Consider the following 16,445-nt stretch of genomic DNA (forward strand, 5'->3'; position numbering starts at 1 on the left):
ATTACCTGCATTTTTCAGATATTAATTTTTTATATATTAATATTATCTAACCGGTACATATTTATATTTCATCTACTTTAAAACAAAATGTACCAACTAACATTATCTTCGGTTTTTACAATGAATAGAATAAGCCAGTTTTGAATGGCTTGTGAATTTGTAATCTCCCAAAAATGAATCGCCTTATGTATGTAAAGCTGTTAAAGTCATTTTGTTTGCTTTTGTTTTGTTTAACAGGAAATGCACTTTCACTTTGGTCGCAAAAAGCGCCGGTATTTGAAATGCGTGGTGTTTGGGTAGCAACAGTGGTAAATATTGACTGGCCTGCAGAAAAAGGCATGTCGGTTGAAGCACAAAAAGCCGATTTTATTCGCTTGTTAGATATGCAACAACGCAATGGAATGAATGCTGTTTTTGTACAGATACGGCCTGCTGCCGATGCTTTTTATCCTTCCTCATACGAGCCTTGGAGCGAATTTTTAAATGGGAAGCAGGGTTTGCCGCCTACGCCGTATTATGATCCGCTGGAGTTTATGATTGAAGAAACCCATCAACGCGGTATGGAATTTCATGCCTGGTTAAATCCATATCGGGCTGTTTTTAACATTCACACATCCTCTGTATCACCATCTCACATTACTAAAATTCATCCTGAATGGTTTGTAACGTATGGTAATACAAAATATTTCAACCCCGGCCTGCCGGAAGTGCGGCAATTTGTTACCCGGGTAGTTAAAGATATTGTTACCCGTTATAAAGTAGATGGAATACACATGGATGATTATTTTTATCCATATAGAATTGCCGGTAAGGAATTTCCTGATGAAAAAGCATACCGACAATACGGGAATGGATTGAGTAAGGATGATTGGCGAAGAAGTAACTGCGACAGCATTATTCATGCATTGTATCAAACTATTCGTGCCGTGAATCCTTTTGTGAAATTTGGAATCAGCCCGTTTGGTGTTTGGCGAAATAAAAGTCAGGATCCTGATGGAAGTAATACCAAAGCCGGACAAACTAATTATGATGATTTATATGCAGATATTTTATTATGGTTGAAAAAAGGCTGGATTGATTATGTAGCACCACAGTTATACTGGGAGCAAGAGCATAAGTTAGCCGATTTTGATACCCTGCTGGCCTGGTGGAATGCACATACTTATGGCAGAGATTTATATATTGGCCAGGCTATTTACCGTGCCGGAACCAATGCTGCCTGGCGTAACCCTAATGAATTACCCAATCAGTTAAAAGCTATTAGAAGCTATTCTACCACACAAGGCAGTATTTTTTTTAGCAGTAAAAATTTTGAAAGTAATCCCAATGGCTGGTCTGACAGTCTTCGCTATAATTATTATGCATTGCCTGCTATAGTGCCGCCCATGCCGTGGATTGACAGCACAAAACCACCAACACCCATATTTGCAAAAAGTAATGGCAATCTGTTTACGTTACATTATTCCGGTAAACAACCCGTTAAAGCATTTGCGATATTTGCCCTGCCCGAAAATGTTACTGAAAATATAGCCTATGCCACACTGATTAAATTATTGATTGCCGATAAAGCAGTAACTTATGAAAGGTTAGCTTCACTAATACCTGCCAATAACCGTTTATTTGCTGCAGTAGTGAGTGAACATAATGTGCTCAGTAATTGGATTGAGTTGAAATAATTACATGCAATAAAGAAGTGCTATTACTGTTGCGCAAAACTAATTCGTTTTAAAGGAAGATATGTTTTGGGGGTAATTAACAGCGGCACCCTTTCAACAACGGTAGTGGCATTGTCTAAACCAAATGCTTTTTGGTCAGATTGAGCCAGGTGTTTAATGGCAAAGTAAGCATCCATAATAAAACCTTCTTTAACCGAAAGTTCATTCTCTACCGACAGGAAGGTTTCCAGAATAACATAAGTAATATCTGTATGAAAGTTGCTTGCATCTAAGTCCTCATATTTATTAATACAGCACAGCTCATTATTTTTTCTCATTTCCTGCATTACCATTTTAACCAGTAAATTAATTCGGGGCTGAATACGGAAACCAAGTTTGAAGTTTATTTTAATTACTTTATCCTGCAGTAACTCTGTAACACTATATGCCATTTCATAAGGGTTATCGGCCCTGTCAATGTGCACAAACCAATACACATCAGCACGTTTTGGTTTTCGGTTTAAAATGGAATCAATAATTCTTTTTTCTATATCTCCATCACTATCGGCCTTGGTTAAGTAAACCAAATGAGTGGCATATTTGGGTACTTCTTTATCTGCACTCAGCAATTGCAAAGGGGTTGTGTAGTCTTTTACTTTTAAGAATTGCAAATAACTGTTGGTAATTTTTCGGGCTTTAAACCAAACAAACATGATAAACATCAGGCCAAATTCAAAAAATAAAAACATCCAGCGTTGTTTTATTTTGGCAACATTGGTAATAAAGAAAGAAAATTCTACAATTAAAAAAATGGTCATAATAACGGCAATCAGCCAATGGTTCCATTTTTTTACACGGTACATAAACACAAACATGAGGCTGGTGGTCATTAACATAGCTATCACAATAGAAAAGCCATAGGCAGCTTCCATAGCAGAGCTATCTTTAAAATACAACATCATGCCTACACAACCAATCCATAATATCCAGTTAAGGCTGGGTATATAAATTTGGCCTTTTACGTTGGTAGGATATTTCACGGTAACTCTTGGCCAAAAGTTCATACTTATGGCTTCACTAATTAAAGTAAATGAGCCGCTAATTAAAGCCTGACTGGCAATAATGGTAGCAAAAGTGGCCACTATAATTCCTACCAACAAAAACCAATGGGGCATTAATGCATAAAATGGATTGGTGTTACCTAAATATGTTTCTTTTTGAGTTAATAACCAGGCTCCCTGCCCCATATAATTAAAAATTAATGCAATTTTTACAAATATCCAACTCACCTGTATATTTTTTTTACCGCAATGCCCTAAGTCGCTATACAATGCCTCAGCACCTGTTGTACATAAGAATACCGCACCCAACAGCCAGAATCCATGCGGATAATTTATTAATAATTCAATACCATAATAGGGGTTGATGGCGTTGATGATTCCGGGATGATGCCATACCTGTAAAAAACCCAATAAAAAAATCATGCTAAACCATACCAGCATAATAGGGCCAAATGCAAATCCTACCACTTTGGTTCCAAAGCGTTGAAAGAAAAATAAAAGCGAAATAATACCTACTACAATGCCAATGGTAATTGCATTTCCGGGAATGATGGTATTTTGTAAAGAATGAATGCCATTTAAGCCCTCTACAGCTGAAGCTACAGAAATGGGTGGGGTAATAATGCCATCTGCCAATAAAGTGGCTGCACCAATTATAGCTGGTATGTACAACCATTTTGCATAACGCCTTACCAAAGCAAATAATGAAAAAATGCCACCTTCACCTTTGTTATCGGCCTGAAGGGTTAATAATACATATTTGAAAGTTGTTTGCAGGGTTAATGTCCATATAATGCAGGAAATACCCCCATAAACTAATTCTTCTGAAATGGGCCTATCACCAATAATTGATCTGAAAACATATAGAGGCGAAGTGCCAATATCTCCATATATAATACCTAATGTAACCAATAATCCGGCAGCAGATAATTGGTGTAAATGCTTTGAACTGTTTGATTCAGTTTTCATGATTTGCTTTAATTGTTATCATTTGGAGGTGTAACAGCATTGCTACTGTTGCATGCGAAATGTGGCAGTTATATTTTAAGAAAACAGGAGAAAGGTGAATGATGGTAATAGCCGCGTAAAAATATTACGGACAGAAAGTGTAAAGGTTGGGTTGCCATATTGATAAGAATGTGCAAAGTTATAACACATTAATACCCACTATGGATAACAGGTAACCGTATTAAGCAGAATTTAATACGTTAGGGGTATATTTTTATGTCAAAACAACATTAGCCACTTATGTAGATGATTGATGCCATTTTCCAAACAGGGTTTCTACTGCGGTGAATCGATAATTGAAAATTTGTTGCAATTGTTTTTTTACCATAAGGCTGTTGACAATATCACCCAAAAAACTAAATGGAATTTTGTAGTGAACAATATCCGTCATCTCAACGCAACCGTTAACTGATTTAAAATGGTGTTGGTGATGCCAGAGTGTATAAGGTCCAAAGCGTTGTTCATCCACAAAATATTGTTGCGGCACTACATGTGTAATTTCGGTCATCCAGTATAATGGAATACCCAATATTGGGTTTAACGTATATTCAATAATTTGTCCGGCATACATTTCAGGGCCGTGGTGTTTGCTGATGATTTCAAATCCTAAATTGGCGGGTGTAATGGTTTTTAAATTATGGGGTTTGCTAAAAAAATCCCATGCTGTAGCAATATCTGTAGGAATATATTGAATGGTTTTGATAGAATAAACTTTTGACATCCTGTTATTTTACCGTAATAACAAAATAAAAACGGTAAGGTTCTTAGGGACGATGAAAAACCTTACCGTTATGTGTATTTCTTAAGTTACAACGCAAAGTGTCCGCGAATGCCAAATACATGCACCGGACCCCTGTCTTTATTATACCCCGGATTGTTCACAAACTGATAATCGAAGGTTAACCAAAAGTTGTTGAACAAGTAAGTATTGTAATAAGCTTCAATAATGCCTTCGTGTCCATAATTCAATGCGCCATCACCAATAATAAAACCATAACCTCCGGCAGCCAAAAAATCGCGATGTTCTTTCGAAATGCCATTCAGTACACCTGCAATACCTGCCACATCCGCCGGCCTATGCCAGCGGGTTCCTTTCACAGCCAGCCCAATACTGGCCGACTGATCAATTTCTGTGAATGCCCAGGTGGCATATTTGCCATCATTCCAACCTAATCTGGAAAAAATACCAATATCATCATTCAATGCCTGTTCTGCACTCAGGCCTAATCCAAATTTTTTACCTCCATAAGTATTATTTTCGGCTTCCCCACTAATTACACTTAATAAATAATTATTGTTGTTATTCAATGCATTGATTCCTTGTTGATAAGAAGGTGCACGGGTATAGGAATTGGTAATGATAAAACGAGCGGCACCGGGTTGACGATTGATGTTGTATTTTTTCTCAATTTCAAGTGTTTCAGAATGCGCTTTAGATAAGTGGTATTCCATTTTATGGGAATTGGCTATAGTTGGAACAGCTACACTGGATAAACGAAATGACCAGTTGTTTTGATACCATTCTGCTACAATGCCATAAGTATAGCCACGTGCGTTGGCAGGATAATCCCATGCACCGTTACCCATTAACGACCAGTTAAAAAATTGTGTTCTGGGGTCGTGACTATAAGTATTGTCATCATAAAAATCGCTGATAGCAAATTTTCCGGCAGTAATGGTGATACGATTATTAGGTACTTTATCGGTCACCTGATTTTCATCATCGGCAACGTTGGTGTATTTGCTATTACCCAGTGCAATATTTTGCTGCAAATAGGCTCTTGCTATAAATAATTGTGGTGCAACATTACCCACCCGATAGGTTTCACCGTTTAATGCGCCTGCAACACCTTGTGAATAACTCAGCCCATTACCTCCCGACATTTCAGGATTAAAATATGCTGCTGCTCCTTTCCATAATTTTCTTCCAAGAAATAAAGTTGTAGTTAAACTGGTGGCACCGGTTTCTACAGCATTGTCTAAACTGTTTTTACCACTATATGCAGCTGAAAAACCTGAATGGCTCTGTGAAATTACCGTTAGCTGAAAATGATGGCTCCAATTGCCGGAGCTATCCATCTGAAATACAGGTTGTGCATGTATTTTAACGCAGGCAAATAATAGGGTAGAAGTAAATATCCATTTCATGAGGTAAAAAAATTGAAAAATGATTGTATTCGATTCATGTTTATTTGTGTTAGTAAAATAGTTAACCTATCAGGAAAATAATCCATTCATAAACTAATAGGAAAAATATTTTTTAAACTACAATAATTGATTTAAAGCCATTGGCCAAATTTCCTGATAAACCAGACCTTGATTAATTGGGTTAATATACAGTAAGCGATTAATATTACAATAAGAAATGGGAAATATATCCAGGGCAGGGGTTGCATTTTTAGTGCATCTGCCAATGGCGAGAAGGGAATATAAATTCCAAGTATCATAATGGCCAATGTTAATGTAATAACCGGTACCGTTGCCCAACTTTGTATAAATGGTATTTTGGTTGTTCTAATCATATGAACAATCAATGTTTGTGATAATAAACCTTCTATAAACCAGCCACTTTGGAAAAATGATTGATGTGCTGGACTATTTGCTTTAAAGAAAAAGAACAATAAAGCAAATGTTGCATAATCAAAAATTGAACTGATAGGTCCAATAAAGAACATAAATCTGGCTATTCCACTTGCATCCCATTTTTTGGGTTTTTCCAAATATTCAGCATCCATTTTATCCCATGGAATGGATATTTGCGAAATATCATACAATAAATTTTGCACCAATAACTGAATGGGTAACATGGGTAGAAAAGGCAGAAATGCACTGGCGCCCAGCATACTGAACATATTGCCAAAATTGCTGCTGGCAGTCATTTTAATGTATTTAATGATATTGCCAAATGTTCTTCTTCCATAAATCACCCCTTTTCTAAGTACCATCAAATCTTTTTCCAACAGAATAATATCTGCACTTTCTTTGGCAATATCCGTAGCCGTATCAACAGAAATACCCACATCGGCATCACGAAGTGCACCGGCATCATTAATGCCATCGCCCATGAAGCCAACGGTATGCCCTTTGGCTTGCAATACTTTTACTACCCTGCTTTTTTGTAGTGGACTTAATTTGGCAAAAATGTTAATGTCGTCAATTCTTGCCATCAGTTCATCGTCAGAAATTTTCTCTAACTCATTACCCAGTAAAATATGTTGTACAGTAATGCCTACATCTTTACAAATTTTCTTAGTAACAGTTTCGTTGTCGCCGGTTAATACTTTTAAAGTAATACCTAATTTCTGTAATGCCTCAATGGAAGGTTGTGCAGAGGGTTTTGCCGGATCCAGAAAACCAATAAAACCCGTAATGGTCATGTCTTTTTCATCAGCAACAGAATAGGTAAGTGCTCTGTTATCAAATTCCTTGATGGCTACCAATAAAACCCTTAACCCTTCTTTGTTTAATTTTTTTGAAGTGTTTAAAATGGTTTTACGCATAACTTCATCAATCGGAATTACTTTATCGTTTTCAATATGTAATTCTTTGTCTTCTCCGGGATCAAAAGCATGTGTGCAAAGGTCTAAAATTTCTTCCACTGCACCTTTGCAGATGAGCAGGTGTTTGCCGTTTTTCTGTTTTAGAATAACAGACATTCTTCTGCGTTGAAAATCAAATGGAATTTCATCCACTTTTGTATATTGTTCTTCAGCTTTCAGATAATCATGTAATTCGGCATGTTCCAGTACAGCAACATCTAACAGGTTTTTTAATCCGGTTTGGTGGAAGCTGTTCAGGTAGGCCCATTTTAATACCTCATCATCATCATCTCCAAATACGTTCAAGTGGCGTTCCAACACAATTTTGTCCATGGTTAATGTGCCCGTTTTATCGGTGCATAAAATATCCATGGCGCCAATGTTTTGAATGGCATTCAGGCGTTTTACAATTACTTTCCTCTTACTCATGTTCAACGCACCTTTTGCTAAATTGGCGGTAACAATCATGGGTAGCATTTCGGGGGTTAAACCTACCGCTACAGCAATGGCAAACAGTAAGGCTTCGAGCCAGTTATGCTTTACTACACCATTTAAAATAAAAATGAGCGGAACCATAAACAGCATAAACCGAATTAATAGCCAGCTTACACTGTTTACACCTTTATCGAAACTGGTTTCTGCCCTTTTGCCGGTTAGCGATTTACTGATAGAGCCAAAATAAGTTTGGTTGCCTATGTTCACTACAATAACAGTTGCAGCACCACTTACCACATTGGTGCCCATAAAACAAATGTTCTCTAATTCCAAAGGCGATTTTTGTTCGGCATCTGTAATGCTGATGTCTCTTTTTTCAACAGGTAGCGATTCGCCGGTTAACATAGCCTGACTTACAAATAAGTCTTTAGATGCCCAAACACGGCAATCGGCAGGAATCATATCTCCTGCAGAAAGTAATACCACATCTCCAACAGTTAAATCCTTAATATCCACTTCTTTTTTTCCTTCACCATTACGCAAAACCGTTGCCGTTGTTTTAACCATGCTTTTCAGCTGCTCTGCAGCTTTATTGCTTCTAAATTCCTGCCAAAATCTTAAAAAAGAGCTGAGTAATACCATTACGCCCACAACAGTTACTGTTTTATAATCTCTTTCACCGGGTGCAGCAGTAATAATATCTGTTATAATAGAGATGGCAGCTATTATAATTAATACTCCAATAAATGGATTCAGAAATGCCTCGAGTAGTTGAAGGTACCAGGATGGTGCTTTTTCGTGTGAAACCTCATTGAGCCCAAATTCCTGTTCTCTTTCTTCTTTCTCTTCTGTTGAAAGGCCGGTTTCTTTTGTTTTTAATAAAGTAATTACTTCGGGTTTTGAAGCAGTAGCTACCTGTTTTAATTTGGTTACAGAGGCAGATTGAACGGCCTGAGCTGTATTTTCTCCTGAAAAGGAAATATGCTTCACTAATTTAGCTGCTGTTGTTTTTAACATAACGCCCGGATTTTTCCCGTTAAAATTAATTGTGTTTCATGCCGGTAGTAAACAACCCACTGTAATAGCAAAGCTTTACAATAGGTTATAGCAATGCACCACAACTTCGGCTAAAAAGTAGCGTATGACAAAAAAGTGAAAATACAATATGCATGAGTATTGTTTTTAACTGTTAACGACTATTTGCTTCCATAGCCACAGTTAAAAACGTTTGTGCAGCTTAGGAAGAGAATCTTAAATTACTATGGTCCGAACCGGTTTCCATTTGCTTCATAATTAAATTGCGTGCAAAAGTAAGGGTATATCTTATTTCAAAAGTCAATTCAAGCTGTTTTTATTTTATTAAATAAATATTAAAAAGTAGTTACTTTAAACAGGCTTTATATTGCTTGTGGTAATAAATATTTAAGTACAGTACTTGAATGCAGTACTTTTTAATAAATTTTGTAAACTTGGTTGAATCTTAAAAATTGTAAAATGAAATTATTGATCAAAAATATGGTTTGCGACAGATGTATTAAAGTTGTAGGACAATTATTGGATGATACCGATATTTCCTATAAAAATATAAAGTTGGGTGAAGTAGAAACTATGTATGTACCATCTGAAACACAATTGTCAGCCTTTAAAAAATTACTTTTCGAAAATGGTTTTGAAATATTGGATGACAAGCGCTCTGCACTGGTTGAATCTCTTAAAAACACCATTATTCAACTCATTCAGAAGAATAGTGAAGAGCTCTTTACCCATAAACTATCATCAATATTAGAAGATGCCACAGGATATGACTATCATTTTTTAAGTACATTATTTTCTTCTGTAGAAGGCGTAACCATTGAAAGATATACCATTTTACTGCGAATAGAAAAAGTGAAAGAGCTATTAACCTATGATGAAATGAATTTAAGCGATATTGCTTTTGCAATGGGGTATAGCAGTGTTGCACATTTATCTGCTCAATTTAAAAAAATGACCGGATTTACGCCTACTGAATTTAAAAAAATTGGAGGACAAAGAAAGCCGCTCGATAATATTATTTGATTCGGAATTATCATCAACCATAATAATCAATACTTTCTTAATGTAATTATTTTGTAAACTAAACTATAAATGTTGTAATACTCAGGCTTTGCTTTGTAAGGAGCTTTGTGGTATCAAACATTTATGTATGCAAACAGTTAAGAAAATATTTCCGGTAATTGGTATGAGTTGCGCATCTTGCGCAATTAGCGTAGAATCAATGTTGCAGCCTGTTAATGGTGTGGTACATGCCAATGTGAATTATGCTGCACAACAGGTAATGGTTGAGTATGATGAATCGGTTGTAACACCACAAAAATTAAAGTCTGTTGTTCAATCAATTGGATATGATTTAATGATTGATGAGAAAGGGGATATACATAAAAGTAAACAGCGCGAGGATTTACAGTTTCGTATGCTACAACAAAAAACCTTTTTTGCTTTTCTCTTTTCTATCCCCGTGGTATTAATCAGTATGGTTTTTATGCATGTACCTTATGGCAATTGGATGATGATGTTTTTATCCATTCCTGTTGTTTTTTATTTTGGACGTCAGTTTTTTATCAATGCATTGAAGCAGGCCAGGCATGGAAAAGCAAATATGGATACGTTAGTTGCACTTAGTACTTTCACTGCTTTTTTATTTAGCACTTTTACAACAATTTTTCCGTCTTTTTGGATTAGCCGCGGATTACCAGCACATGTTTATTTTGAGGCATCTGTTGTAATTATTACGTTTATTTTATTAGGGAAGTTGTTGGAAGAAAAAGCAAAATCAAATACTTCTTCCGCACTGAAAAAATTAATGCAATTGCAACCTGATACAGTAACTATTTTTGAAAATGGTGCTGAAAAGCAAATACTGACAGCTGAAGTTGCAATAGGTAATATGGTTGTTGTGAAACCAGGTGAAAAAGTGCCTGTAGATGGCATTGTTACAAAGGGAACTTCTTTTGTTGATGAGAGTATGATTAGCGGAGAGTATACACCGATTGAAAAATATGAAGGTAGCAGTGTGTATGCCGGAACAATCAATCAAAAAGGCCATTTTATATTTAGGGCCGAAAAAGTGGGTGGTGACACAGTATTGGGGCATATTATACAATTGGTGCAGGAGGCACAGGGCAGCAAAGCACCTGTGCAACGATTGGCAGATAAAGTAGCCGGTATTTTCGTTCCGGTTGTAATGGGTATTGCTTTGCTTGCTTTTGCTGTTTGGTTGCTGTTAGGCGGAAATGATGCCTTTTCACATGCTTTACTTGCTTTTGTTACGGTATTAATTATTGCCTGTCCATGTGCATTGGGTTTAGCAACACCAACCGCAATGATGGCAGGTATAGGTAAAGGAGCTGAAAATAATATCCTGATTAAAGATGCTGAAAGCCTTGAAGCAGGCTACAAAGTAAATGCCGTTGTTTTAGATAAAACAGGCACACTCACAGAAGGAAAGCCAACTGTAACAGAAATTGTTTGGAATAAAACCATTGCTGATCGTCATTTGCCTGCTAACATTTTATATGCACTTGAAGCTAAATCCGAGCATCCGCTGGCAGAGGCTGTGCTTAATTATATAAAAAAAGAACAAACTGATAATGATATTCATTTAACCGATTTTCAAAGTATTACAGGCAGGGGTATCAGAGCACTTTTTGCAAATAAATTGTGGCTGGTTGGAAACAAACGAATGATAGAGGAACATAAGCTTTCACTCAATAATGAACTACTTTCATTGGCTGATTCCTGGCAACAATCTGCTAAAACTGTGGTTTATTTTGCCAACGATTTACAGGTGCTGGCTATTATTGGAATAACGGATGAAATTAAGCCAACTGCATTAGCAGCTATACATACGCTTCATGAAATGGGTATTGCAGTGTATATGCTTACTGGCGATAATCAATCCACTGCCGCAGCAGTAGCAAAATCGGTTGGTATAACACATTATACAAGTGATGCATTGCCTGCACAAAAAGCAAAATTCATTCAGGATCTTCAGCAACAGGGGAAGATAGTAGCAATGGTAGGTGATGGGATAAATGATAGTCAGGCCTTAGCATTGGCCAATGTTAGTATAGCCATGGGTAGCGGAACCGATATTGCAATGGATGTAGCCAAAATTACCCTTATCACGAAAGATCTAACTGCGTTGCCAAAAGCTTTAGTACTATCAGCAAAAACGGTACGTATAATCCGTGAAAATCTTTTTTGGGCATTCATTTACAACATAATAGGCATTCCTATTGCTGCCGGTATTTTATATCCGGTTAATGGTTTTTTGTTAAATCCTATGATAGCCGGTGCAGCTATGGCATTTAGTTCTGTTTCAGTAGTGTTGAATAGTTTACGTTTAAAAACAATTCGCTTGTAATGTACCCCATTCACATTGCTGTTGTTTCTAAAAATATTGTAAAGTCGTTTAAAAATTTTGTAATAGTTAGAACATTTATGTTCTCTAATTTTGTTAAAAAATATAAATAATTTTATGAAATCATTAAAGTTTAAAACAAATATCCAGTGCAGCAGTTGTGTTGCCAAAGTATCTCCTGTGCTGAATAACGAAAAAAGTATTGAACATTGGGAAGTAGATACAACGAACAAAAATAAAGTTCTTACGGTACAAACCGGTTCTATGGAAGAAAAGGAGATTGTACAATTGGTTGAGAGTGCCGGATATACAGCTGAGCCACTATCTTAACTTTGGCAAATTATAATTCTATAGTATCTTTACTTATGACATTCAACGTGAATCAAACCTTCTTAAATAAAATCGGTCGTTTTTTTATAAAAATTGTCACTACTCTTTTTGTTCATAAGAAGGATTGTTGTAAGTAACAGTATATTTAAAATTGTGTTATTTTTGTTTTTTAAGATTGTAAAAATTTTTTGTTACACATAAACATTGATTTGAAAAAGTTTTTCACCATATTACTATTGTTACTGTATGGCCTGAGTGTTCAGGGTGCCACCATTCAAGTACATTATTGCATGGGTAAATGGGCAGGAATTGAGCTGGTGAAAAGTTCCGATAATACCAACTGCAGTAATTGTGGCATGCTGCTCAAAAAGAGCAGAAAAGGTAATTGCTGTAAAGATGTGCAACAAAAAATACAAGTTAGTCAAGACCAGTCTACTGCCCATTCATTTGTTTTTCAAGCTGCACAACCCGTATTTGTATTGCCAGCAAAATCGGCAATGGAAAACTTAGCGCTTTACTTTCCATCACTATTCATTCAGATTCCAGCAACACATGTACCACCTGATTTGTGCAGTGTGCAGCTTTTCATACGGAATCGTATTTTTCTGATATAGTATTATTTCCTTACTTGTAGCCCGGGCTCCTTGCCTTAGGGCTATTTTGTATGCCTTTGTGTATAGTGCATTGTATTTTCCACTCATTTTTATATTTAAAAATATTGTAGCATGATTGCAAAGATCATCAGTTGGTCGCTGCGGAATCGGTTTGTGGTATTATTGATTACCATTGGCTTAGTCATTTTGGGCATCCTCAACATTCAAAAAAATCCGGTGGATGCTATTCCTGATTTAAGTGAAAACCAGGTAATTGTTTTTACGGAATGGATGGGCCGAAGCCCGCAATTGATAGAAGACCAGATAACTTATCCATTAGTATCTAATCTGCAGGGCATCCCCCGTATCAAAAACATCAGGGGCACTTCCATGTTTGGGATGAGTTTTGTGTATGTAATATTTGATGATGACGTTGATATTTATTGGGCACGTACCCGTGTACTGGAACGATTAAACTATGCCCAACGTTTGTTACCCCAGGGTGTAACCCCTTCACTTGGCCCTGATGGAACGGGTGTTGGCCATATTTTCTGGTATCATCTTAATGCACCAAAAATGGATTTGGGTGAACAGCGGGCACTACAGGATTGGTACATTAAATTTGCTTTGCAAACCGTACCGGGCGTTGCCGAAGTAGCGTCTTTCGGAGGCTTTGAAAAACAATATCAAATTATATTGGACCCTGTAAAGATGCAATTCTACAATGTGTCTATGATGGATGTAATGAATAAAGTAAAAGCTAATAACAATGATGTGGGGGGGCGGAAATTTGAGATGAGCGATATGGCGTATATCATACGGGGATTGGGTTATATAAAAAATAAAGAAGATGTTGAGAATATATCTTTAGCTCAGTACAATGGTATCCCTGTTCGCATTAAAGATATAGGAAGCGTGCAGTTGGGTGGGGATTTGCGTCTGGGTATTTTTGACGAGAATGGCGAGGGAGAAGTGGTGGGTGGTATAGTAGTGATGCGATATGGTGAAAATGCAGATAAAGTAATAAAGGCAATAAAAGCAAAAATAAAAGATGTAGAAAAAGGTTTACCCGAAGGGGTTACATTTAAAACTTCTTATGACAGAAGTGGATTGATAGAAGCCGCCATTGAAACGGTAAAAGGAAAACTGATAGAAGAAATAATCGTGGTTTCCCTGGTAGTGCTGGTTTTTCTTTTTCACTGGCGCAGTGCACTTAGTATCATTATTCAAATTCCCATAACAATTGCCACGAGTTTTATCCTGTTGAATGCATTTGGTATGTCATCCAATTTAATGTCTTTAACGGGCATTGCATTAGCCATTGGCGTTATAGTGGATAATGGAATCATAATGTCTGAAAATAGTTATCGCCAGCTTTCCGAATGGCAAAACAGCAATCACCCTGAAAATAAGTAATAGTATGAATTTTTTAAAAAAATTAAAAGAGCGTTCCAACAAAAAAAAATCTTCTTACCGGAAAGTTCCTGAAGATATAAGAATGTCAATCATAGAGCGTGCCTGCAAACAGGTATCGAGAGGGGTATTTTTTTCTACCATTATTATTATTACTTCTTTTCTGCCGGTATTTCTTTTAACAGGGCAGGAAGGTAAATTGTTTCATCCCCTGGCTTATACAAAAACATTTATCCTTGCAGTAGATGCGATATTGGCGATAGCACTGGCGCCGGTACTCATTTCTTTTTTTATGAAGGGGAGGTTTTTACCGGACAATGCTAACCCTGTAAACCGGGTACTTGAAAGAATTTATGAACCTATTATCAGGGCCTGTATCAAAAGAAGGTGGATAACCCTTGGTGCGAATATAGTAGCGCTGGTAATCAGTATCCCTTTGGTGATGGGCCTTGGTCGGGAGTTTATGCCCCCCTTAGATGAAGGTTCACTTTTATTTATGCCCGTAATGATGCCGGATGTTTCTAACTCGGAGGCCAAACGTTTATTGCAGGTACAGGATAAAATTATTAAAAGTGTTCCGGAAGTAGCCCATGTACTGGGCAAAGCCGGCAGGGCCAATACAGCTACAGATAATTCTCCTATCAGCATGGTAGAAACCATTATTATGCTGAAACCAAGAAACGAATGGAGAAAGGGGTTTACCAAAGACAGTATTATCAATGAACTGAATGCAAAGCTTCAGATACCCGGTGTAACCAACGGATGGACACAGCCTATCATCAACCGCATCAATATGCTTTCCACAGGCATCAGAACAGATGTGGGGATTAAAGTATATGGTCAGGACTTAGACACGATTTATGCTTTTGCACAACAAATTAAAAAAGTGTTAGACGGAACCCCTGGTGTAAAAGATTTATATGTAGAACCAATTACCGGGGGAAAATATATTGACATAACTGTAAAACGTGATGAAATCGGAAGATATGGATTAAGTATTGATGATGTAAACACAGTAGTGGAAAGTGCATTGGGTGGTGTCAGGCTTACCACAACCATTGAAGGGCGGCAACGTTTTTCTGTCAATGCACGTTTTGGCCAAAACTTCCGAAATAATATTCAGGCATTAAAAAGGCTGCAGATTCAAACACCCGGTTATGGCCCCATTCCGCTGGAAGCAGTAGCAGATGTAAAAATTACAGAAGGCCCCCCTATGATTAACTCAGAAAATGCCATGCTCAGGGGAACCGTACTTTTTAATGTGAGGGAAAGAGACTTAGGCAGTACTGTTGATGAAGCACAAAAAAGGGTAAGCGCAATGATTGCTAAAATGCCCAAAGGATATTTTCTTGATTGGAGCGGACAATACGAAAATTTAATCCACGGCGAAAAAACATTAAAAATGATTTTGCCGGTTGTGCTGGTTATCATTTTTATGTGTATGTATTTTGCTTTTCATTCCGCACGGGAAGCTTTCTTCAGTCTGATTTCTATTCCTTTTGCATTGATTGGGGGTGCCTTGATGATTTATTTCTGGCATGTCAATTTATCTGTTGCTGTAGCTGTTGGCTTTATTGCATTGTTTGGTTTAGCAGTAGAAACAGGGATTGTAATGGTTATTTATCTCAATGATGCTATGGACCAATTAATAGCAAAAAAAGGAAACTCAAGTAAAACAATTACCAGAGATGATTTAAGGGAATATGTAATTGCCGGTGCAGCTAAAAGATTAAGGCCAAAGCTGATGACCGTAAGTGTATCCCTATTTGGTTTGGTCCCCATTCTTTGGAGTACAGGTGTGGGAAGTGATGTAATGATTCCTATTGTACTACCTATGATTGGTGGAGTAATTACTTCATCAACACATATACTTTTGGTAACACCATTAATATTTTTAATGCAAAAGGAATATGAGCTAAAAAAGCACGGGAAAATAGAAGTATTGGAAACAAAACATTAAATGTAAAAGTGGTAATGAAAAATGACATATTTAATTTAAAACATGTTTT

11 protein-coding genes are annotated in these 16,445 nt (G+C 36.9%); 7 read left to right on the forward strand and 4 right to left on the reverse strand.

Annotated features, from left to right (window positions below; all coding sequences use genetic code 11):
- Nucleotides 1–185 precede the first annotated feature (185 nt).
- Nucleotides 186–1,676 (forward strand): glycoside hydrolase family 10-like protein, encoded by a 1,491-nt coding sequence (locus EO766_RS08265; protein WP_074421001.1) that lies wholly within the window; start codon nt 186–188, stop codon nt 1,674–1,676.
- A 23-nt stretch (nt 1,677–1,699) separates the two neighbouring features.
- Here EO766_RS08265 and EO766_RS08270 read toward each other — a convergent pair whose 3' ends face one another.
- The 4 genes from EO766_RS08270 to mgtA all read right to left on the reverse strand — a co-directional run bounded on the left by EO766_RS08270 (nt 1,700) and on the right by mgtA (nt 8,715).
- Nucleotides 1,700–3,685, reverse strand: a complete 1,986-nt coding sequence (locus EO766_RS08270; protein WP_074419582.1) for a KUP/HAK/KT family potassium transporter — start codon at nt 3,683–3,685, stop codon at nt 1,700–1,702.
- A 277-nt stretch (nt 3,686–3,962) separates the two neighbouring features.
- On the reverse strand, nt 3,963–4,445 hold the full coding sequence (locus EO766_RS08275) for an SRPBCC family protein (protein WP_074419583.1): 483 nt from the start codon (nt 4,443–4,445) through the stop codon (nt 3,963–3,965).
- Nucleotides 4,446–4,531: 86 nt separating this feature from the next.
- Complete coding sequence (locus EO766_RS08280; RefSeq protein ID WP_074419584.1) at nt 4,532–5,872, reverse strand: carbohydrate porin; 1,341 nt, start codon at nt 5,870–5,872, stop codon at nt 4,532–4,534.
- Nucleotides 5,873–6,003: 131 nt separating this feature from the next.
- Entirely contained in the window at nt 6,004–8,715 is a 2,712-nt protein-coding gene (gene mgtA / locus EO766_RS08285) for a magnesium-translocating P-type ATPase (RefSeq protein ID WP_218331427.1), read from the reverse strand.
- Between the two features lie 477 nt (nt 8,716–9,192).
- On the opposite strand from mgtA, the gene EO766_RS08290 reads away from it, so the two are divergent.
- The 6 genes from EO766_RS08290 to EO766_RS08315 all read left to right on the forward strand — a co-directional run bounded on the left by EO766_RS08290 (nt 9,193) and on the right by EO766_RS08315 (nt 16,396).
- On the forward strand, nt 9,193–9,756 hold the full coding sequence (locus EO766_RS08290) for a helix-turn-helix domain-containing protein (RefSeq protein WP_074420908.1): 564 nt from the start codon (nt 9,193–9,195) through the stop codon (nt 9,754–9,756).
- A gap of 127 nt (nt 9,757–9,883) precedes the next feature.
- Nucleotides 9,884–12,103 carry a heavy metal translocating P-type ATPase gene (locus tag EO766_RS08295; RefSeq protein ID WP_287100858.1) on the forward strand — a complete coding sequence of 740 codons (2,220 nt, stop codon included), beginning with the start codon at nt 9,884–9,886 and terminating at the stop codon, nt 12,101–12,103.
- 114 nt (nt 12,104–12,217) lie between these two features.
- Nucleotides 12,218–12,430 (forward strand): heavy-metal-associated domain-containing protein, encoded by a 213-nt coding sequence (locus EO766_RS08300; protein ID WP_074420907.1) that lies wholly within the window; start codon nt 12,218–12,220, stop codon nt 12,428–12,430.
- A 209-nt stretch (nt 12,431–12,639) separates the two neighbouring features.
- A complete protein-coding gene (locus EO766_RS08305; RefSeq protein WP_143439550.1) occupies nt 12,640–13,044 on the forward strand; it encodes an HYC_CC_PP family protein in 405 nt (134 codons plus the stop codon).
- Between the two features lie 111 nt (nt 13,045–13,155).
- Nucleotides 13,156–14,439, forward strand: coding sequence for an efflux RND transporter permease subunit (locus EO766_RS08310; RefSeq protein ID WP_074420905.1), 1,284 nt, complete (start codon nt 13,156–13,158; stop codon nt 14,437–14,439).
- A 4-nt stretch (nt 14,440–14,443) separates the two neighbouring features.
- The gene (locus EO766_RS08315; RefSeq protein WP_074420904.1) at nt 14,444–16,396 is read left to right on the forward strand and encodes an efflux RND transporter permease subunit; all 1,953 of its coding nucleotides are present in this window, start codon (nt 14,444–14,446) and stop codon (nt 16,394–16,396) included.
- Nucleotides 16,397–16,445 lie beyond the last annotated feature (49 nt).

The sequence above is a fragment of the Hydrotalea sp. AMD genome (assembly GCF_004100315.1).
GTDB lineage: Bacteria > Bacteroidota > Bacteroidia > Chitinophagales > Chitinophagaceae > Hydrotalea > Hydrotalea flava.